Origin of the sequence: Shewanella sp. AC34-MNA-CIBAN-0136, from assembly GCF_040309945.1 — a bacterium.
Lineage (GTDB): Bacteria > Pseudomonadota > Gammaproteobacteria > Enterobacterales > Shewanellaceae > Shewanella.
In genome coordinates, this window is sequence record NZ_JBEOPJ010000021.1 from 17,242 (window position 1) to 35,494 (window position 18,253).

General features: G+C 41.1%; 11 protein-coding genes and 1 tRNA gene. 3 read left to right on the plus strand and 9 right to left on the minus strand.

Annotated features, from left to right (window positions below; translation table 11 throughout):
- Positions 1-875 precede the first annotated feature (875 nt).
- The 3 genes from hrpA to AAEY94_RS17785 form a co-directional block, all read right to left on the minus strand.
- Complete coding sequence (gene hrpA / locus AAEY94_RS17775; RefSeq protein WP_350979419.1) at positions 876-4,751, minus strand: ATP-dependent RNA helicase HrpA; 3,876 nt, start codon at positions 4,749-4,751, stop codon at positions 876-878.
- Positions 4,752-4,828: 77 nt separating this feature from the next.
- The gene (locus AAEY94_RS17780) at positions 4,829-5,245 is read right to left on the minus strand and encodes a CBS domain-containing protein (protein WP_182744032.1); all 417 of its coding nucleotides are present in this window, start codon (positions 5,243-5,245) and stop codon (positions 4,829-4,831) included.
- A 171-nt stretch (positions 5,246-5,416) separates the two neighbouring features.
- Positions 5,417-6,451: an isoaspartyl peptidase/L-asparaginase family protein gene (locus AAEY94_RS17785; protein WP_350979421.1), complete on the minus strand. Its 1,035-nt coding sequence runs from the start codon at positions 6,449-6,451 to the stop codon at positions 5,417-5,419.
- A 188-nt stretch (positions 6,452-6,639) separates the two neighbouring features.
- On the opposite strand from AAEY94_RS17785, the gene AAEY94_RS17790 reads away from it, so the two are divergent.
- Together AAEY94_RS17790 and tamB are read left to right on the plus strand one after the other, a co-directional pair.
- The gene (locus AAEY94_RS17790; RefSeq protein WP_350979483.1) at positions 6,640-8,430 is read left to right on the plus strand and encodes an autotransporter assembly complex protein TamA; all 1,791 of its coding nucleotides are present in this window, start codon (positions 6,640-6,642) and stop codon (positions 8,428-8,430) included.
- Positions 8,427-12,341, plus strand: a complete 3,915-nt coding sequence (gene tamB / locus AAEY94_RS17795) for an autotransporter assembly complex protein TamB (RefSeq protein ID WP_350979423.1) — start codon at positions 8,427-8,429, stop codon at positions 12,339-12,341. The genes AAEY94_RS17790 and tamB overlap by 4 nt, the downstream gene beginning before the upstream one ends.
- Before the next feature lie 134 nt (positions 12,342-12,475).
- On the opposite strand, the gene rplY is transcribed toward tamB, so the two are convergent.
- From rplY to AAEY94_RS17810, 3 genes are all read right to left on the minus strand, one after another.
- Positions 12,476-12,763, minus strand: a complete 288-nt coding sequence (rplY, locus tag AAEY94_RS17800) for a 50S ribosomal protein L25 (protein WP_011636915.1) — start codon at positions 12,761-12,763, stop codon at positions 12,476-12,478.
- A gap of 490 nt (positions 12,764-13,253) precedes the next feature.
- Positions 13,254-13,805, minus strand: coding sequence for a peptidoglycan L,D-endopeptidase MepK (gene mepK, locus AAEY94_RS17805; RefSeq protein ID WP_101086766.1), 552 nt, complete (start codon positions 13,803-13,805; stop codon positions 13,254-13,256).
- Between the two features lie 253 nt (positions 13,806-14,058).
- Positions 14,059-15,480 carry a L,D-transpeptidase family protein gene (locus AAEY94_RS17810; RefSeq protein WP_350979426.1) on the minus strand — a complete coding sequence of 474 codons (1,422 nt, stop codon included), beginning with the start codon at positions 15,478-15,480 and terminating at the stop codon, positions 14,059-14,061.
- 293 nt (positions 15,481-15,773) lie between these two features.
- Here AAEY94_RS17810 and AAEY94_RS17815 point away from each other — a divergent pair, with 293 nt between their 5' ends.
- Complete coding sequence (locus AAEY94_RS17815) at positions 15,774-16,049, plus strand: HU family DNA-binding protein (RefSeq protein WP_101086764.1); 276 nt, start codon at positions 15,774-15,776, stop codon at positions 16,047-16,049.
- 305 nt (positions 16,050-16,354) lie between these two features.
- On the opposite strand, the gene AAEY94_RS17820 is transcribed toward AAEY94_RS17815, so the two are convergent.
- The 3 genes from AAEY94_RS17820 to rluB form a co-directional block, all read right to left on the minus strand.
- Positions 16,355-16,440: transfer RNA gene (locus tag AAEY94_RS17820), tRNA-Leu, on the minus strand.
- A gap of 214 nt (positions 16,441-16,654) precedes the next feature.
- Complete coding sequence (locus AAEY94_RS17825; protein ID WP_101086763.1) at positions 16,655-16,984, minus strand: hypothetical protein; 330 nt, start codon at positions 16,982-16,984, stop codon at positions 16,655-16,657.
- Positions 16,985-17,178: 194 nt separating this feature from the next.
- Positions 17,179-18,051, minus strand: coding sequence for a 23S rRNA pseudouridine(2605) synthase RluB (rluB, locus tag AAEY94_RS17830; protein ID WP_101086762.1), 873 nt, complete (start codon positions 18,049-18,051; stop codon positions 17,179-17,181).
- Positions 18,052-18,253 lie beyond the last annotated feature (202 nt).

Here is an 18,253-nt window from a genome sequence, read left to right on the forward strand (position 1 = left end):
GCCTAGGCTGCTATTTTTATTTTTTGTCGGAGTATTTAATGCATCAACTGAGTTGCCAAAGCATTAATAAGCTCGTTCAATCGTCTTATTCTTCGTTAGAAGGTAAAGACTCTAACACGTCATCTTTCACTTGATAGTAAGCGTTTTCGTATTCATGAACTTCCATAATAACTCCAATCTTTTAGGTCGTTTTGTAGGTGTAGGCCTGTCTTTTTATAAACAACAACACGATATTGAATCCTTAATACTGACGACATCGTGTTAATGCTGGGGGGATGACATTTGCCTTACAGAGAGAAGAGTACCAATCACTTTCTTCTTGGCGCTGAGTATATCAATAGTCAGATCACTTTCAAACCACAATTACGAAAAACTTTCAGTTCTGTTTTGTGGATAGTCTAAATGTGCCTTTAAATTGAGGTTTTACACTAAAAAACAGAAAGTGTTTCAGAAATTACAACATACTCGACGTGACAACGTACTAGCGCATTGCGATACAAGTCGACGGTTCCATTGCTGCTGTTAAGGCTAAATACCTATTACTATGCCCCTATAACAGCAACTCAAACTCTATAGTTCTGATTATTTATTGAAAGAATAATGCCCTTTAAAGATGAGGCCACAACATAATGAAATACTGGAGTGCCTCACTCAAAAATAACGCCCTGCACTCAGCCTGCACTATCAAAGCATTTAACGAATATGGCTAAGCTTTTGGTTTAGAATTAATCGTTAAAGCGGATTAGTTGCCAGGAAATGACAGGTCTTACAGGCATAACTAGAAATTGAATCAATTTGGGATAATAAAAAACCGACATCACCTAAGTGATATCGGTTTTATTCGCATCGTCATGCGATGGAGCAACGCATCAAGGTTACACTTGACTGATGGAATTCAATACTCGCTTTTCTGAAATAGGATAAGCGGTACCTAATACCTGAGCAAAACAAGATACCCGGTACTCTTCTATCATCCAGCGAGCTTCAATGAGTGCCTCTGGGACCGGTTGTGAACGTGGCACTTTGGCTAATTGAGCCGTTAACTCCTCTTGTACTTTTGCAATACTGTGCATGTGTAATCGATCACGTGCTGGGTCAACAGGTAGCTTATCGAGTCTATTTTCAATGGCTTTTAAATAACGAACAACATCCGTTAATCGTTGCCAGCCACAGTCTTCGACAAATCCTTTATACACAAGGCTATCAAGCTGAGTTTGAATATCACTCATTGCAAATGCAATATCTAAGCTAATTTTGCCCTTTAGACGTTTTTTAATACGTTGATAAATTGTCAAAATTTGCTCTACATTGAGCGCAATGCTCTCTGCTGTTGGGTTAAGCTCTTGGCGAACCCACTCTTTTGCTTGCTCGAACTGCTGCTCATTGCGAATGTCTAGTTGCTTTTGATCTAACAACTGCTGTACCGCTGCATTAATAATATCTTCGATTAATATCTGCACTTGTCCAAATGGATTAAAGTACATTGCTAGCTTTGCTTTATTAGGCAAAGCTTGTTGCAAATGTTTCACTGGCGAAGGAATGTTTATCAACAGTAATCGGCGTAAGCCTACTCGATGATGACGCTTTGCTTCATGTTCATCATCAAATAACTTAATCGCCACATCGGTTTTATTATCAATCAATGCCGGATATGCTTTAACTTCGTAATTACCTTTGCGCTGCTGATATTGAGCGGGTAAATCACCAAATGACCATGTGGTTATTGCCTCTTGCTCAATGCCTTTGTCAGCTACTTTACGTATTGCTTTAGCCACAACACCTTGCAGTTGGCCTTTTAACAGCTCTAAATCACGACCTTGGGCAACTAAACGACCATGGTCATCCTCAATCTTAAAGTTCATCTTAAGATGTTCTGTCAGTTGAGTTACATCAAAGTCGTCAGCAGAAATGCGTACACCGCTCATGCGCAGTAACTGTTTACACATGGTATCAAGCATCGATAACTCAAACGGCTTCATCGCTTGATAACATGCCCGAGCATAATCTGGGGCGGGAACAAAATTACGACGCAAATTTTTAGGCAAGGATTTAATCAGTGCAATCAACTTTTCTTGTCGTAACCCAGGCACTAGCCAATCAAAGTCACTGTCATCAATTTGATTAATCAGTGCAACAGGAATATGCACTGACACGCCGTCATCAATACTACCCGGTTCAAAATGATAACTGACAGTTAAGCCGAGATTACCTTTATGCCATATTTCTGGAAAATCGAGCGCAGATATATGGTCGGCACTACGCTGCATTAATAATGCTTGGCTGTAATCGAGTAAGTCAGGCGTTTGTTGACGCGCTTTTTTCCACCAGGCAAAAAATAGTGGTCCATTATAAATGCCAGCTGGTATTAGTAGTTCGTAAAAATCCACCAACACTTGCTCATCGACCAAAATATCTCGGCGGCGAGATTTATGTTCTAGCGACTCTATGTCATTAAGCAATTTTTGATTATTAACAAAAAACGTTTCTTTCGTCTGTAACTGCCCTTCGGCTAAAGCACTGCGAACAAAAATTTCTCGAGCTTCTATTGGGTCAATCGGTCCGTATTGCACTCGACGACGATTGACTATGGTCAAGCCATAAAGAACTTGGTTCTCAAGTGCTATAACGCTTGCCGCTTTGGCTTCAAAATGCGGTTCTAGATAATTCTTTTTCACTAAATGTGAGGCGAGTGATTCTAACCATTCAGGGTCTATTTTGGCGCAACAACGCGCAAATAAGCGTGAGGTTTCAGTCAGCTCAGCAGCCATTATCCACTTAGGACCTTTTTTCGCTAAAGGCGATCCCGGAAACACAAAGAATTTACGGTTACGCGCCCCTAGATACTCGTTGTTCTCGCCTTTAAAACCAACATGACTTAACAAACCTGATAATAATGCTCGATGTAACTGTTCATAACTGGCTGCACTGTCATTGATACGCCATTTCAATTCATGAACAGCTTGTTTCACTTGAGTGTATAAATCTTGCCATTCACGTACGCGTAAATAGGCGAGATATTCGTCACGACATTGTTTTCTAAACTGACTGGCTGATAGCTCATGCTTTTGATCTTTTACGTGATCCCATAACTTCACCCAGCTGGCAAAGTCTGAATCTTTATCCGCATAACGGCGATGACACTCGTCTGCTGCTTGTTTCTTTTCTGCGGGACGTTCACGTGGATCTTGAATCGACAAACCTGCAGTAATCACTAATGCTTCGTGCAAACAACCCAATTTGTTCGCTTCAATGACCATTCGGGCTAAACGCGGATCGAGTGGGATTTTAGCTAAATCTTTGCCTAATGGCGTTAACACTAGGTCATTACCAGACTTTTTAACCGCTTGTAATTCTTCAAGCAATAAAAAACCGTCTCGAATGTGTTTTTGATCCGGTGGTTGAATAAATGGAAATCCGCCAATGTCACCTAATCCAATCGCCAACATGTGCAAAATCACTGAAGCAAGATTGGTTCGTAATATTTCAGGATCAGTAAATTCAGGGCGCTGAATAAAATCCATTTCATCGTAAAGTCGAATACAAATACCTGGGCCTACGCGACCACAACGTCCTTGACGTTGATTGGCACTGGCTTGCGATATGGGTTCTATCGGTAAACGTTGTACTTTCGTACGGTAACTATAACGGCTTATGCGTGCGGTACCAGGGTCGATAACATAACGGATCCCAGGCACGGTTAATGACGTTTCGGCAACGTTGGTAGCTAATACAATACGACGGCCAATATGGCTTTTAAAGACTTTAGATTGTTCACCGTAAGAAAGGCGCGCATATAGTGGTAAAACTTCAGTATCACGATATTGCTGTTTATTGAGTAAATCAGCGGTATCGCGAATTTCACGCTCACCATTCATAAATATCAATATGTCGCCAGGACCCGCGGCCATTAACTCTTCTACGGCAGCAAAAATGCCATCACTGACATCTAAATCTTCATCAGTGTCGCGCACTAAAGGACGATAACGCGTTTCAACTTCAAAAGTACGCCCAGACACTTCAATAACAGGTGCATTATTAAAGTGTTTTGAAAAACGATCTACATCTATGGTAGCCGAAGTAATAATGACTTTTAAGTCAGGACGTTTTTTTAGTACCTGCTTCAGATATCCCAATATAAAATCAATGTTTAAGCTGCGTTCATGCGCTTCATCAATAATAATCGCATCGTACTGGTTTAAAAATCGGTCCGAGGTGAGTTCGGCGAGCAAAATGCCATCGGTCATCAGTTTAATATAACTGTTGTCACTCATGGCATCAGCAAAACGAACTTTAAAGCCAACAACTTCACCTAATGGGCTGTTAAGTTCATCAGCAATACGGTTCGCGACACTTCGTGCAGCAAGACGACGAGGTTGGGTATGGCCAATTAAGCCTCGAGTTCCTAAACCCAGTTCAAGACAGATTTTAGGTAACTGGGTTGTTTTACCAGATCCTGTCTCCCCCGCCACAATCACCACTTGATTATTGGCAATAGCAGAAGCAATATCGTCACGTTTTTGCGACACAGGAAGTTCATCTGGATAACTAATAATAGGTCTAGACTGTAAGCGCTGCTGCGCTTTTTGATAGGCTTGCTGCGCAGCTTCCGTTAACTGCGCTAACGTTTGGGATTTTTTTTCAGACTCGGCTTCTTTATTGACACGATACAAACGACGACGAATTTTAGCAGCATCGGTTTGATAACAAAGATTGAGATACGCCTTAGATAGCGGGTGAAGGTCCGAATTCAAATCTGATTCCCTTGCTTACATCAAAAAAAGCGATCCTAGCAAGGAAAACAGCAGAATGGTATTGATTTTAACGATTGTTAAGCTGGAGATAAGTAACACTGTTGCATATAAATATTCATCGCCTTAAGCACATTGGTCCGATTAATGGTTCCAATGACTTTTCCGGCACTCAATACAGGATAAATTTTTGGTTTAGAGCCTAACATTTGTTCAGCTAATTCCAATATACTTTCATCGGGAGTAACTGATAATACAGGGCTTTTCATACAATCTGCCACTGTGCTGGTCATATCACAGTGGTAGCTACTTTTTAACATCACTGACAAGCAATCTTGTTGGGATAAGAACCCCACTAACTTTCCAACACTATCCACAACTGGCGCGCCGCTCTTATTACTTTCGAGTAGTTTCTCAACCGCTATTGCCAGTGACATATCTGCGGTTAACAGTATCGGACGTCTATCCATGTGATCTTTAATTTTTATTGAATCCATATTGCCCCCTAAATGCACGCTAATTGACTACGTGCTTAATAAATCTCGTCAATCAATTCAAAATGAATCAACATTCAAGTACTGACTTAATTTAAGTTTAGTCAATAATGGCTCAGTGGATAGAAAATAAAACCGATTGTTTTAATCGGTCTTTATCATCACAGCTAGGACTTACTTGTCACGCCAGATCATGACTGTGGCAGCTTGGCCTTGGCTTCGAGTTGCACGATACATACCTTCGGTATTAAATGGCGTTGCGATATTGCCACGCTGATCAATTGCTATCACGCCTCCAGTTCCACCAGCTGATATTAAACGTTGATTAATGACTTCATCAGCCGCTTGAATAATCGATACTTGTTGGTATTTAACTCTAGTACATATGTCACCCGCCACTTGATAACGGATAAAATACTCACCGTGCCCTGTTGCAGATACCGCACAGACACCATTTTCAGCATACGTTCCGGCGCCAATGACCGGAGAATCACCAATACGGCCAAAACGTTTTGCTGTCATGCCGCCAGTTGATGTCCCTGCAGCAAGGTTACCTTGCTTATCAAGTGCAACAGCACCCACGGTGCCGTATTTATAATTGGCTTTTAACTGTTCTACTGACGCCTGATAATCTCCGCCATTATTTTGCTCGGCTTCAATGATACTCGCCTTAGCATCAAGCAACTGTGCATAACGATGTGGGGTATCAAAATGACTGTTAGGCACTAAACTAAATTGTTGTGTTAGCGCAAATTCTTCCGCCCCTTGTCCATAAAGCATCACATGGGGTGATTTTTCCATCACCTTTCTTGCTAAATCAATCGGGTTTTTAATATGTTTAACCCCAGCGACGGCACCTGCATTCATAGTGTTACCGTCCATGATGGAGGCATCAAGTTCATGGCCACCATCAAAAGTATAAACAGCGCCAACCCCTGCATTAAATAATGGGCTATTTTCTAACACATTTATCGCAGATTGAACCGCATCGAGGCTGTCGCCGCCTTTATCTAACACTTTATATCCGGCATCAACTGCCTGTTTAAGTTTGTCGCGAATGGCTTTCTCTTGCTCAGGGCTTAGACTGGCTGCTGAAATAGTGCCGGCGCCACCATGGATTGCTATAGCAAAAGGTGTATCGTCTTTAGCAAAACTGCTATTGGACGTTAAGCTTAAACATAGCGTAATCGTTAAATATAATTTATTCATGTTAGAAAAATCCTTGAAGGTGGTTTATCTTTGTAACCATTTCTGTTTGTAATTTCAATCATATCCTTGCGACTTTTATACTTTGTAGCGACAATGGTCATCATCATCAATTTTGGAAAAGTTAGCTTAACTTGTCGACAAAACGCCTTAAAATTAGCCAATTTCTATTGCTTTCGTTGACCTTACTGATGTCAGGCTTGGTGCTGGCCGACGAAAATTGGTTAACGATTAACGTTACCGGTGTGCCGAAAAAAATTGAAAAGAACATTTTTGCTCATTTAGGCACACTGCCAGATAACGATGTTCAGCGGCGAGCATTTTTATTTACCGTTGACGATAACACCCATGATGCGCTTGAATCCATGGGCTACTACCATGCAATTTTAGATATTGATGTCAAAGAGAATGATAAAGGCCCTTGGGAGTTAAGCCTCAATATAACCCCAGGCGAACCGGTCATTATTCAATGGGTGGATATTAATTTTCAAGGTGACATGCTCCAAGATAATACTTTTTCGCTGTGGCTTAATAGCTTGAAAATAAAACCTGGTGATACCTTAAACCACGGTGTATATGATTCGATAAAATCACAGTTAATCACGTTAGCGCTGGCAAGAGGATATTTTGATGGTCAATACACCAAATCAGAAATCAACATTAATCGTGACTTAAATACCGCCCAAATTAACCTACAGTTTAATTCTGGTAAACGCTATTTATTTGGTGATGTTCACTTTGAAGGCAGTACTCTCAATGATGACGTTGTTGAATCATTGATTCCTTTTGATGCTGATGCGCCTTACGCCACACAGCTATTAACTGAGTTTAATCGTAATTTATTAGATACAGGTTATTTTAGTAATATCAAAGTATTGCCACAGCTAAACAAAATAGATACTGGGGTAGTTCCGATTAAAGTTGAGCTAAGCCCTCGACCTAGCCATCTGATTGAAGTGGGTTTAGGTGCTGATATAGGTAATAGTACAGAAAACAGTGTTGATCCTCGTGTGCGAGTCACCTGGCGCACGCCGCAAATCAATCGCTATGGCCATTATCAAGAAACCAGTGCTGAATGGTCACCTGAGCGACCTAAGATTTTAACCACTTATACTATTCCGTTAACTCACCCCTTAGATGATCAACTGAAAATAAAACTCGGATTATTACGCGACACCTATGGTGTCACCCAAGATTACGACGCTGATAAACGCCAATTTAATAATACCGGGCAATTAGAGTCTAAAAAGTATCTCGTTGGCTTAACGCGTCAAAGGCGATCTAAAAGTAATTGGTTACATGGATATTCAATTGAATCCGTTAGAGAGTTTTATAATCAACTCGATACAGATTACGATCCACGTTTTTATTTGTTCGGTTTCAACCTCACCAAAACAGTTCGTGGTGACAACACGCTCGATCCCAAATCTGGGTATCGTCAAACTTACAGTGTTGAATACGCCGACCCGTCCTTAGGCTCCACCATCCGCCTAGCACGTTTACAAGCCCGATTTAAATGGGTAGAGACTATATTCGATAAACATCGTTTTGTTGCTCGAGTCGATTTAGGAGCCAATATTGCTGATAAAAACGATATGGCTAATATACCGCCATCGTTACGATATTTTGCCGGTGGAGACCAAAGCATACGAGGTTACAGTTACCAAGAATTAGGTCCCTATATTGACTACACCAACAGTGAAGGCGGCTTATCTCGACAGGTTGTCGGTGGGCGCTACTTGGCGATTGGCAGTGTTGAATATCAATATTATCTTACCCCGACATGGCGAGTTGCCACCTTTGTCGATGCTGGTAATGCTTTTGATACACAACAGTTTGAACCGGTAGTATCGGTTGGTGGAGGATTACACTGGATATCACCTATTGGCCCGATTCGAATGGACCTAGGTTTTGGCTTAAAAGAAACCGAGACAGTTGCACGTTCATATCGTTTCCATTTAACCATGGGAACTGATTTATGATAGATAAACATACCGAGCAAAGTACTTTGCAACATAATGAGCAAAACGCTCAGTCAGAGGAATCACTCAAGCCAAGTAATAAAAAAGCACCTAAATCAACCAGCCTATCTGCAAGAATTTGGCGCAGCATTAAGCTTTATACCCGAATACTGATTTATGTCCCTTTGGTATTATTGATGCTGTTTGCCATCATCATGGGCACCCCATTTGGCAGTAAAATGGGGGTGATGTTCGTTAATCAATTTGTCAGTGATATCGATGTTGAATATGCTTCAGGCACCTTAAATGATGATATCACATTGCATCACTTGTCATGGTCAATGCCAGGGATTAGCGTCGAAGCTGATGATTTAACTTTAAAATGGGTGCCAACATGTCTGATTAACAAACAGCTTTGTGTCACAAATCTGCTGGCATCAAGTATTGATGTGAACATTATCAGTGATGATATTCCAGTAACCGAAAAAACCACAGAAACGGGGGATATCATCGATCCCTTTACCGAGCTTAAATTACCGATTAGTATTAATCTTAGCCACGCCCAATTGGCCAATATTAATGTAGATGTTAATGGTATGACTTTTTATGCCGACAATTTAACGACTCAAGCTATCTGGAATAACGCTGGCCTTGTGGTTGAATCACTCACCAGCCAAGGGCTAATCGTCAACATCCCAGATGCAACATCAACAAGCCAAACACGTTCTCAGCCAAATAATAAAGCAACAAACCAAACCGCCGCGCCCAAAGAAACTTCATGGCCATTGGCTAACTTACCACAGGTGTTTATGCCTTTTCCTGTCAATGTGAGACAGTTTAATGCCACCGACAGTCAGCTCATTATCGGCCAGCGCAACGACCATTTTAGCCATATCGCATTAGCTGCCAGTTTTCGTCAATTTCAACTTGGAATAACCCAACTAGACATTCAACATGATGACGGTGATGTGAGTGTTATCGGTGATATTAGCTTACACGATCATTATCCACTGACATTAAAACTACTTGCTAATGTCGAAAATCTGCCTGAGTTGCCAGGGCTTCAACAGCAACAACTCCGTGTTGATCTTACCCAAGACTTAAGCCAATTAAATATCAATGCCATCGCTAAAGGCGATAGCCATTTCAATCTTGCAGCCGACATTAATCTCACCACGCCGGCGCTTGAATACCAAGTAACACTGACCGATGCCGCTTTGCAGTGGCCGTTAAAAAATCCGCTATACACCAGTAATATTAGTCACTTTACCAGTAAAGGTAATATAAAAGACCAAGTGGCACAGTTTGAAGGGCAACTGACAACACCTTACCACCCTACTTTGGCGGTTATTGCAGATGTTGTTAACAACAATCAAAAGTTGACCATCAATACACTCAATTTACAGTCAATCGCGGGCAACCTAGATCTAACTGGACAGCTATCATATAAAGATAAAATAACCTGGCAGGCCAACGTGCTTACCAACGACATTCAGTTGCAATATATTGACTATATTAATCAGCAAAATCCGATCAAAAGTAAATTCAGTGGCCATTTTAATAGCACGGGCAGCATTGCCGATAAGCAGTGGCAAGTGGCCATTCAAGACGCCGATTTAACCGGTCGATTAAATGGGTACCCGTTGAACTTGCAAGGCGATATTTCATTAAATCAAGATTTTGCGATTAACGCGACAAACCTGCAGGCCAATGCCCTTGGCGCTCAATTAATCATCAATGGCCAAGCCGACAAAACATGGGACATCGATGCCGAACTTAGCGTTCCCGATGTCAGTCAGTGGCTAAAAGGCGGCCGCGGCAATATTTTTGCAAAAGTTGATGTTACGGGTAATAGTGCCGACCCAATTGTGGATATTAACGCGCAAATCAGTCAATTCAGTTACCAAGGAAGTAAAATTGACAGCCTTGATTTACTGGCTAATTATCGCCCTTATTCGCAGCATCAATATCGGATAGAACTGCATAATAATAATCTTGTATGGGACAGCTATAAGCTGACAGATATCGCATTCATCAGTGACGGCAATCAACATCAACAACAAAGCACACTTAATACTCAAGGTGATGTGGTCATCAATACTCAAATGGCCAGTAGTAGTAATATTGATAAACAACAGATCAATGCCACATTAACAGAATTCAATATCAGTAATGCTCTTGGGCAATGGCAACAAGATAAACACATTACCTTCAGCTGGGATCAGCTCAATCATAGTGGCAGTGTAAGCCGTTTTTGCTTAGTGCATCCACACAATAAATTGTGCTTAATCAATGATGTTAATTTAGGTCACACTGGCCAGGCTAATATTACTTTTACCGGTAATCCCGGTAAATCATTGGCACCTGTGTTGTCTAAAAAAATCACTTGGAGCGGTGAAGCAGCGCTAACCAGTCAAGTTAATTGGGCTAAAGGTAAAAAGCCCACTGCCAATGTTCAGTTTACGCTTTTACCGGGCAATATTAAGCTAAGCCGCGCCAAAAACAACACCATCAGCATCGACTACCAGCAGTTACTATTACAAGCATCGCTTGATGAGAAACAAATTACTAGCTCATTGAGTTTCGATTCATCCGGAATCGCCAGTTGGCAAAGCCAACTAAGTGTCAACATCACGCCCGATCGGACCTTACAAGGTACCATTAATGTTAATGAACTTAATCTCGCGCCTTTTGGAGAGTTCTTTCCAAGGCTAGAAACCTTAGAAGGCATGTTATCCAGTCGATTAAATTTATCCGGCACCCTTATGGACCCTAATGTCTCGGGTAATATTAAACTCAGTGACGGTGCATTTGCCTTATCCACCAACCCAACATTAATCGATAAACTGTACTTGTCACTGTCTCTAGAAGGTCAGCAAGGACAACTCAATGGCCAATGGCATATGGGTGACGGGCAAGTGAGCACGACAGGTACCCTTGCTTGGCCTCAAGGGAAATTTAGTGGTGACATTGATATTAAGGGTGAAAATTTAGCGGTAATTCAACCACCAATGGCAATATTAAATGTCTCTCCAGATATTAATATGGCCTTTGATGAGCAACTGTTTGCGATAAAAGGCAAAGTTGACGTGCCATCAGGACAAATAAAAATTACTCAGTTAGCTGAAGGAGGCGTTGCGGTATCGAACGATGTGGTATTTAACGATTCAGTGTCTGAACAAACCGTTAAAACCAGTCCTTACGCCGTTACAGCCGATTTGAATATCAGTGTCGGTAAACGCCTTACTATTGATGGTATGGGTCTTAAGGGAAGACTAGAAGGCGATCTGGTACTAAAACAGCAAGCTTTTAAGCCGCCCATGTTATTTGGTGATATTAAAGTCAACAAAGGGACTTATAAGTTTATGGGGCAAACCTTAAGTATTAATACTGGTGAAGTCCAATTTATTGGTCCAACAGAATTGCCAAACCTAAATATAGAAGCAACTAGAGACATAAAAGAGAGCGATATCACCGCCGGTGTTCGAGTCACTGGTACCCCAATGCGCCCAGTGGTCACCTTATTCTCTAATCCAGCAAAAGAGCAAGCCGAGGTGCTTTCTTATATTTTGACGGGTAAAGGTTTTACCAGTACAACCAACCAACAAAGTAACTCACTAATGATGGGCGCCGCGCTCAGTTTAGGTTCACAATTTGATGGTGGAGCAATGAATAGCATTGGCAGTACTGCGACAGGACTGATTGAAAAGTTTGGATTTTCGAATGTACAACTTGATACTAATGATGACGGTAAAGTGGCTGTGAGTGGGTATATAGGTGAAGACTTAATGATTAAGTATGGCGTGGGAGTATTTAACCCCGGTTATGAAATGACCGTACGATATTATTTGTTTTCACAATTATATTTAGAGAGTGTGTCTAGCACCTTAAGTCAATCACTGGATATCTACTATAGCTTCGAAATCGATTAGCATTTGGCATTTGGCATTTGGCATTTGGCATTTGGCATTTGGCATTTGGCATTTGGCATTATAAGAATAAATTTAGCGATAAACATTCAGTCATAAAAAAAGCGCCCTAAGGCGCTTTTTTTTCACATTTGCGATTAAGCAAACATAAAGTCAATGTGTTCAACCAATTGCTTGAATGCGTGACGTTGGATAGCTTTTACACGAACTTTAACTTCTTTACCTTCAATAGAAACGGTTAAGTCAGTTGTGTAAAAGTCATCATTTAACTGGATGTTAATGATGTCTTTGTGTTCAAACTTGATTGATACAGGCTCTTTACCTGGACCATAAATTACTGCAGGAACTTTACCGGCATGACGTAGGCGGCGGCTCGAACCTTTCCCGATTTCTGTGCGGGTTACTGCGTTGATTGTGTAAGACATTAGTCACTCACTTAATAATTAATAAAGTATGAAGGCGTCATCATTTTCGACCAACGATGACTCAAATAAAGCGCGCGGATATTACCACAGCCATTATCAACCCACAAGAAGATATACCAATCCTATTAAATATGTGCTCTTTCAGCGGGAGTTCAAAGTACTGTAGGCAAGGCAGATGATTGAAACGAATAGTGATGATCGGTAACAAGCTCATGCGTTACTCTACCTCTAGCATCTAACCGCTAGCATCTGATCGCCATGAATAGTGGGAATGTCTTATTTTTATGGAAATAGACCATGCAGTCGTATTTTGAAAGCATCTAACAAAGCATAAAGTACTTTGAAACCCGCCAGAATAGAGTCTCTCAGGTATGCCACTTCTGTGTTGCATCGATTTAAAAGGGAACAACCATTTCTACATCAATACGCCTTGAAATGAAAAACCTGACAGACTCTGAACTGACCAGATATTTAATGATATTGGTATTAATTAACCCCAACGCCTCACTGGCCCACAATCAATATGCACAAACCCATCTCGAGGATAAAATCCTACACCACCTAACTTAAGCGACTCAGCAGCATCGCGTAAGTGTTTAGTTTTCACTCCGGGTAAGGCAATATCCATCGCCATGCCTTTCATGTGATAACTTTTCTTGGCAACCCCATTGCTACGCGATGCGAGCATTTGATTTGTTTTGGGTGAACGATAAGCTGAAATAACATGGATTTCATCTTGATTATCTAATGTAACCTGTAATTTATACAAATATTCAAATAATCTTTTATCAATCGGTGCGGCTAAATTTTGGCGATGATCCCGTAATACTTGATTAAATTCAGTCAACGTTTCTGATTGATATTGACCATCAACCCAAAAACTTCCCTGGCTTCTTTCACCAGTATGCAAATTATAAAAACGTAAATCTTTAACACCAAGAGTAGAACGACTTGCTTGCGCGGTATTCGGTAACAGAGTTACCACTGCGGCACCGCTTAAGCCTAATAATAACTGCCGACGAGTTAGGCACTCTATTGTCATTTATACACCACTTAAATTATCTAAATTACGATACTTATCGGCTTTAAAAGCACGATTTCATCTTCACAGCGCTTTTTATTGCGTTGTTGCTTTTTTATCCAACTGGCGAATAAATTAACCATTAATGCTGATAAATGCAAGTATACCTATGTTGAGATGTGCATTAAACACGCTAACTTACATAAGAGTGTGATATAGCTCAAGTGCTTAGGGATGAAGTAAAACCTCATTAACTTTGTTTCATCAATTATGATTATTGCACAATATCGTTACTGGTGACTTTATGGCTTAATAACTTCATCGACTCTACTGGGGTTAATTGATAAATGTCATCTCGGTACTGCGCAACATGCTGTTCATCGACCCAAGCGCGCCAATATACCATGTGAACAGGCAAGGTTGATGATAAGGCAAACCATTGAGTTTGAGTGTGATTAGACTGCAAATGAGCCCAAGTACGCTTATCAATAACTAAATGGTTGGCAAACCAGTCGGCTAACTGTTGTACTTTTTCAATTCGCACACAACCTGATGATACATCCCGCTCCACATGTGCAAACATTTCAGGTGTTGGCGTATCATGTAAATACACGCTCTGATCATTGTTAAAGTGGAATTTATAACGGCCTAATGCATTACCGTTACCGGGGCGCTGAACCACTCTGTACGGGAATTTCCCTTTTGCAGCCTGTTGCCACTGTTGAGGTGTTTTATCGACACGATGACCTTCATAATCAAACACATCAAAATGTCTATCGGTAAAGTAAGCACCATTTAATCTAACTTGCGGTAAAATATCCTTACGTAAAAGTTGTCGAGGTACTGTCCAGGTGGGATTGATAACTATATTCGAAATTTGCCCCGTCATCACCGGAGTCTGTCGATATGGCTTACCCACAATCACTTTCGACGTCAACACCACTTCATTTTGATCGACTAATACCATTTGAAAAGCCGGAATATTAATCAACAGATAAGACTGAGGGAGCCGGCTTAAATAGGTCGTTTTTTCGACAAAGCTTTTTGCTAATAAAGAGGCTCGTTGTTGTGGAGTTTGATTTAACCAGAATAAGGTTTTAGGACCAATAACCGCGTCGGCCTTTAACCCATGCCGAGACTGAAAGCGTTTAACACTTTGCTCCAAAGCCGGTTGATATTTATCTTCATCCGCAAGGTATGCGTACGCATCACCTAACAACCACAAACGTTGATTAATTTGCTTAATGCTTGGGTGACTATCTCCAGGGCGCAACAGCCCTTCAAGCGTGATGGTTGGCCAATCTTGCGTTTGCGATAACCACATTAACTTACGCAGATCATTTATTACCCCAAGGTAATCATCTGCAGCAGGCTCCAGTGCAATGTTTTTATCACGTAACGAAGTGGTGTTAGCTATTGAATCAAATGGCAGGGGTACTTGTTTATTATGCCAAAAAGCGGCCACACTCTGTTGAATGTTGTCGATATATTCTAATTGTTCAGCAGCGGACCCTGTCTGTAATATCGCTAAATATTGTGCCCGCTGTGCTGTGGGCTCAGCCAAATACTGTAATTGCAGATGTTGAGTCAAATTGCCGTATTGCTCTTCAGTGTTAGCCAACACAAATGGCGACACACACAAAAGCAATATACCCATTATGCTAACGTTTACAGACAGTTTCAGTTTGCTGAACATGCTATTCCCCATTGGCCCCACACAATGATATTGTCATGTTTTTTCACGTAAGTGAAATGAATATAGCCATTATGATTAATAATAAATGTGCTTGGGTGCAAGAAACAATTAATCAACAAAAGTGAATACCAAAGCGTTACCTATTCGCTACCTAAGCCTTACCTAAGTCAGTGAAAATTAATCATCTAGATGAAAAGTAACCAGTTAACATTAATTTATGAATACACAACTAGGAAGGGCCATGCTGAATTGTTATAAGGTGAATAAGAAGTACTGAAGCAATAGAGAATCACATGAATAAAAAACAACTCACTCAAACCATGGCCAACAAAATGGACATTCCTCAAGTTCAAGCTAAGCAACAACTTGAACAAATCCTAGCGGTTATTCATCAAGGTTTAGCAGAAGGTGAAAAAATTTACATTCCCCAATTTGGTACATTTGAATTACGTTTTTACTTACCAAAACTAGGTCGTAATCCACAAACGGGTGAAACCATAGAAATTGACGGATTTAATCAACCCAGCTTTAAAGTATCACCCGCATTAAAAGCATTGATTAACGCTTAAACCAAAGTGGTAGAAACCTTATAAGCCGACGTACTAGAACGCTTCGCGGCTAGAGGCTATACCTGCAGTTATCCAGTTTAACTCTACCTAACTGAAACTAGCCAACGACTTTCCCAATAACCCGCTCTTATAGCCGCGTAGCGAACTAGCAGGACGAAGTCCGCCCTAGCATCTAGGCTCGTTCACTCTTATCGCCCTCACCTTCTTTTGCGTTTGTTACCCTTAAAGATCAAATTCCAGACGTAAAAAAGCCCCAACATAAGTTGAGGCTTTTTTACACCACTCTCTATTGCTAGAGATTATAATGGTACCCGAGGCCAGACTTGAACTGGCACGCTTATTCAGCGAGGGATTTTAAATCCCTTGTGTCTACCGATTCCACCACTCGGGCAAACTGAGCGTGTCTTGATAACAAACATCAAATCACTTAATTCATATTTGCATAAGATAAACAGGGTTACTTTCGCGTCCCGCTTAACTTGGTGACACTTTACTGTTTTTTTTTGGCCAAGCAACTAAAATATTCATCACATCGAACTGAACGCTTCAAAAAACGTCAATCCGATGTAAAATCCAACAAAACAAGATGCTTAGCACAAAAATGATTAATTAGCTCTAACAGGGGTTAACCCTTTACTGCGATTGGTGACAGCTTCCTCAATTTCAAAACCTGCTTCGCTCCACACTTGTGCTTCTTCAACATTAAACGATTCTTTAGCCCAAATGGTCGCAGTATCTAAATTGAAGTTGGCTTTTATCCAACCATCAGATTCTGTAGGGCCAAAACCTCTTACGCGCCAATTTTGCGCTTGGGTTGAATCAAAGCCTATTGCTTTCCATTGGCTGATCTCACGTTCAGACATTCCTTGCCAGCTAGGAGCTGACGCGCATGCTACCAATAACGATACTAACAAACCTAACAATAATTTTTTCATACAGTCCTAATAACCAATGTAAATGCTGCGGCGCATAAATCGTCGAAAAACAGCACAATAAGTCGTAAATTTTGAGAATCATATCTGAGAAAAAACTTTTGACAAGTAGGTGAGCAATAATTAATTTTCATCGAAAAAAACTAACAAAAAAGGCCGCATCCGCGACCTTCTATAAAGTAACCTAAATATCAATATTAGCTACGCTGACGAGTTGGTTTACCGTGATTACCAACCACTTTATGCTTATGAACTGCACGGCGAATTTTAGCACTTTTAACTTTAGAACGAGCAACACTGTGTTTATCCGAACCTAAAACAGATCGCGTTTCAGCTTCTAAACCAGCAAGTTGGCGTAAATAGTTAACTTGGTCCATTGGCAACTCAATCCAACCACCACGCGGTAATGTTTTTGGTAACTCAACTTTGCCATAACGTACGCGGATTAAACGGCTGACCTGCACGTCTTGTGATTCCCACAAACGACGTACTTCACGATTACGTCCTTCGCGAAGGGTAACATGCCACCACTGGTTTATGCCTTCGCCACCAGCAGCTTTAATGGTATCAAACTGTGCTGGACCATCTTCTAAAGTCACGCCGGTACGTAAACGCTGTACAGCTGCTTCTGGCACTTCACCAAATGTACGCACAGCATATTCACGCTCTACTTCATTTGAAGGATGCATTAAACGGTTAGCTAATTCACCATCACAGGTAAATAACAGCAACCCTGAAGTATTAATATCTAAACGCCCTACCGCAACCCAGCGAGCATCGCGCACTTTAGGTAAACGTTCAAACACGGTAGTACGGCCTTCAGGATCTTTGCGCGAGCAAATCTCACCTTCAGGTTTATGGTATGCCAGTACACGACAAATAATGTCGTCAGCTGATTTTAATGAAATAGCACGGCCATCAATACGTATTTTGGCGTCAACCTCTACACGATCACCTAAACCAGAAATTTCACCGTCAACACTAACTCGGCCTGCAGCAATCCATGCCTCCATCTCACGACGGGAGCCATGGCCTGCACGGGCCAAGACTTTCTGCAATTTTTCACTCATTAGCGGGGACTCTTTAAAGAAATTTTATAAAAAACAAAAGGTTAATTACTCTTGCTTTATTGTCTTTTTAGGATTGTACCCGCCAATGGCGCATACAATTAGAAAAGTGCGTAGATTATACGCTGAATGGGGCTTGTGAGCAAAAAATACCATCACTAAGCTTAACTCAGGATAACAGATGCCATAAACGCTTAGAAATCAG

Bases quoted from the DNA above. Each gene is read 5' to 3' on its own strand.
- rluB (WP_101086762.1), bottom strand. From the start codon at position 18,051: ATGAGTGAAAAATTGCAGAAAGTCTTGGCCCGTGCAGGCCATGGCTCC.
- rplY (WP_011636915.1), bottom strand. From the start codon at position 12,763: ATGTCTTACACAATCAACGCAGTAACCCGCACAGAAATCGGGAAAGGT.
- AAEY94_RS17790 (WP_350979483.1), top strand. From the start codon at position 6,640: ATGTCAGGCTTGGTGCTGGCCGACGAAAATTGGTTAACGATTAACGTT.
- mepK (WP_101086766.1), bottom strand. From the start codon at position 13,805: ATGACAATAGAGTGCCTAACTCGTCGGCAGTTATTATTAGGCTTAAGC.
- AAEY94_RS17825 (WP_101086763.1), bottom strand. From the start codon at position 16,984: ATGAAAAAATTATTGTTAGGTTTGTTAGTATCGTTATTGGTAGCATGC.
- AAEY94_RS17815 (WP_101086764.1), top strand. From the start codon at position 15,774: ATGAATAAAAAACAACTCACTCAAACCATGGCCAACAAAATGGACATT.
- AAEY94_RS17785 (WP_350979421.1), bottom strand. From the start codon at position 6,451: ATGAATAAATTATATTTAACGATTACGCTATGTTTAAGCTTAACGTCC.
- tamB (WP_350979423.1), top strand. From the start codon at position 8,427: ATGATAGATAAACATACCGAGCAAAGTACTTTGCAACATAATGAGCAA.
- AAEY94_RS17810 (WP_350979426.1), bottom strand. From the start codon at position 15,480: ATGTTCAGCAAACTGAAACTGTCTGTAAACGTTAGCATAATGGGTATA.
- AAEY94_RS17780 (WP_182744032.1), bottom strand. From the start codon at position 5,245: ATGGATTCAATAAAAATTAAAGATCACATGGATAGACGTCCGATACTG.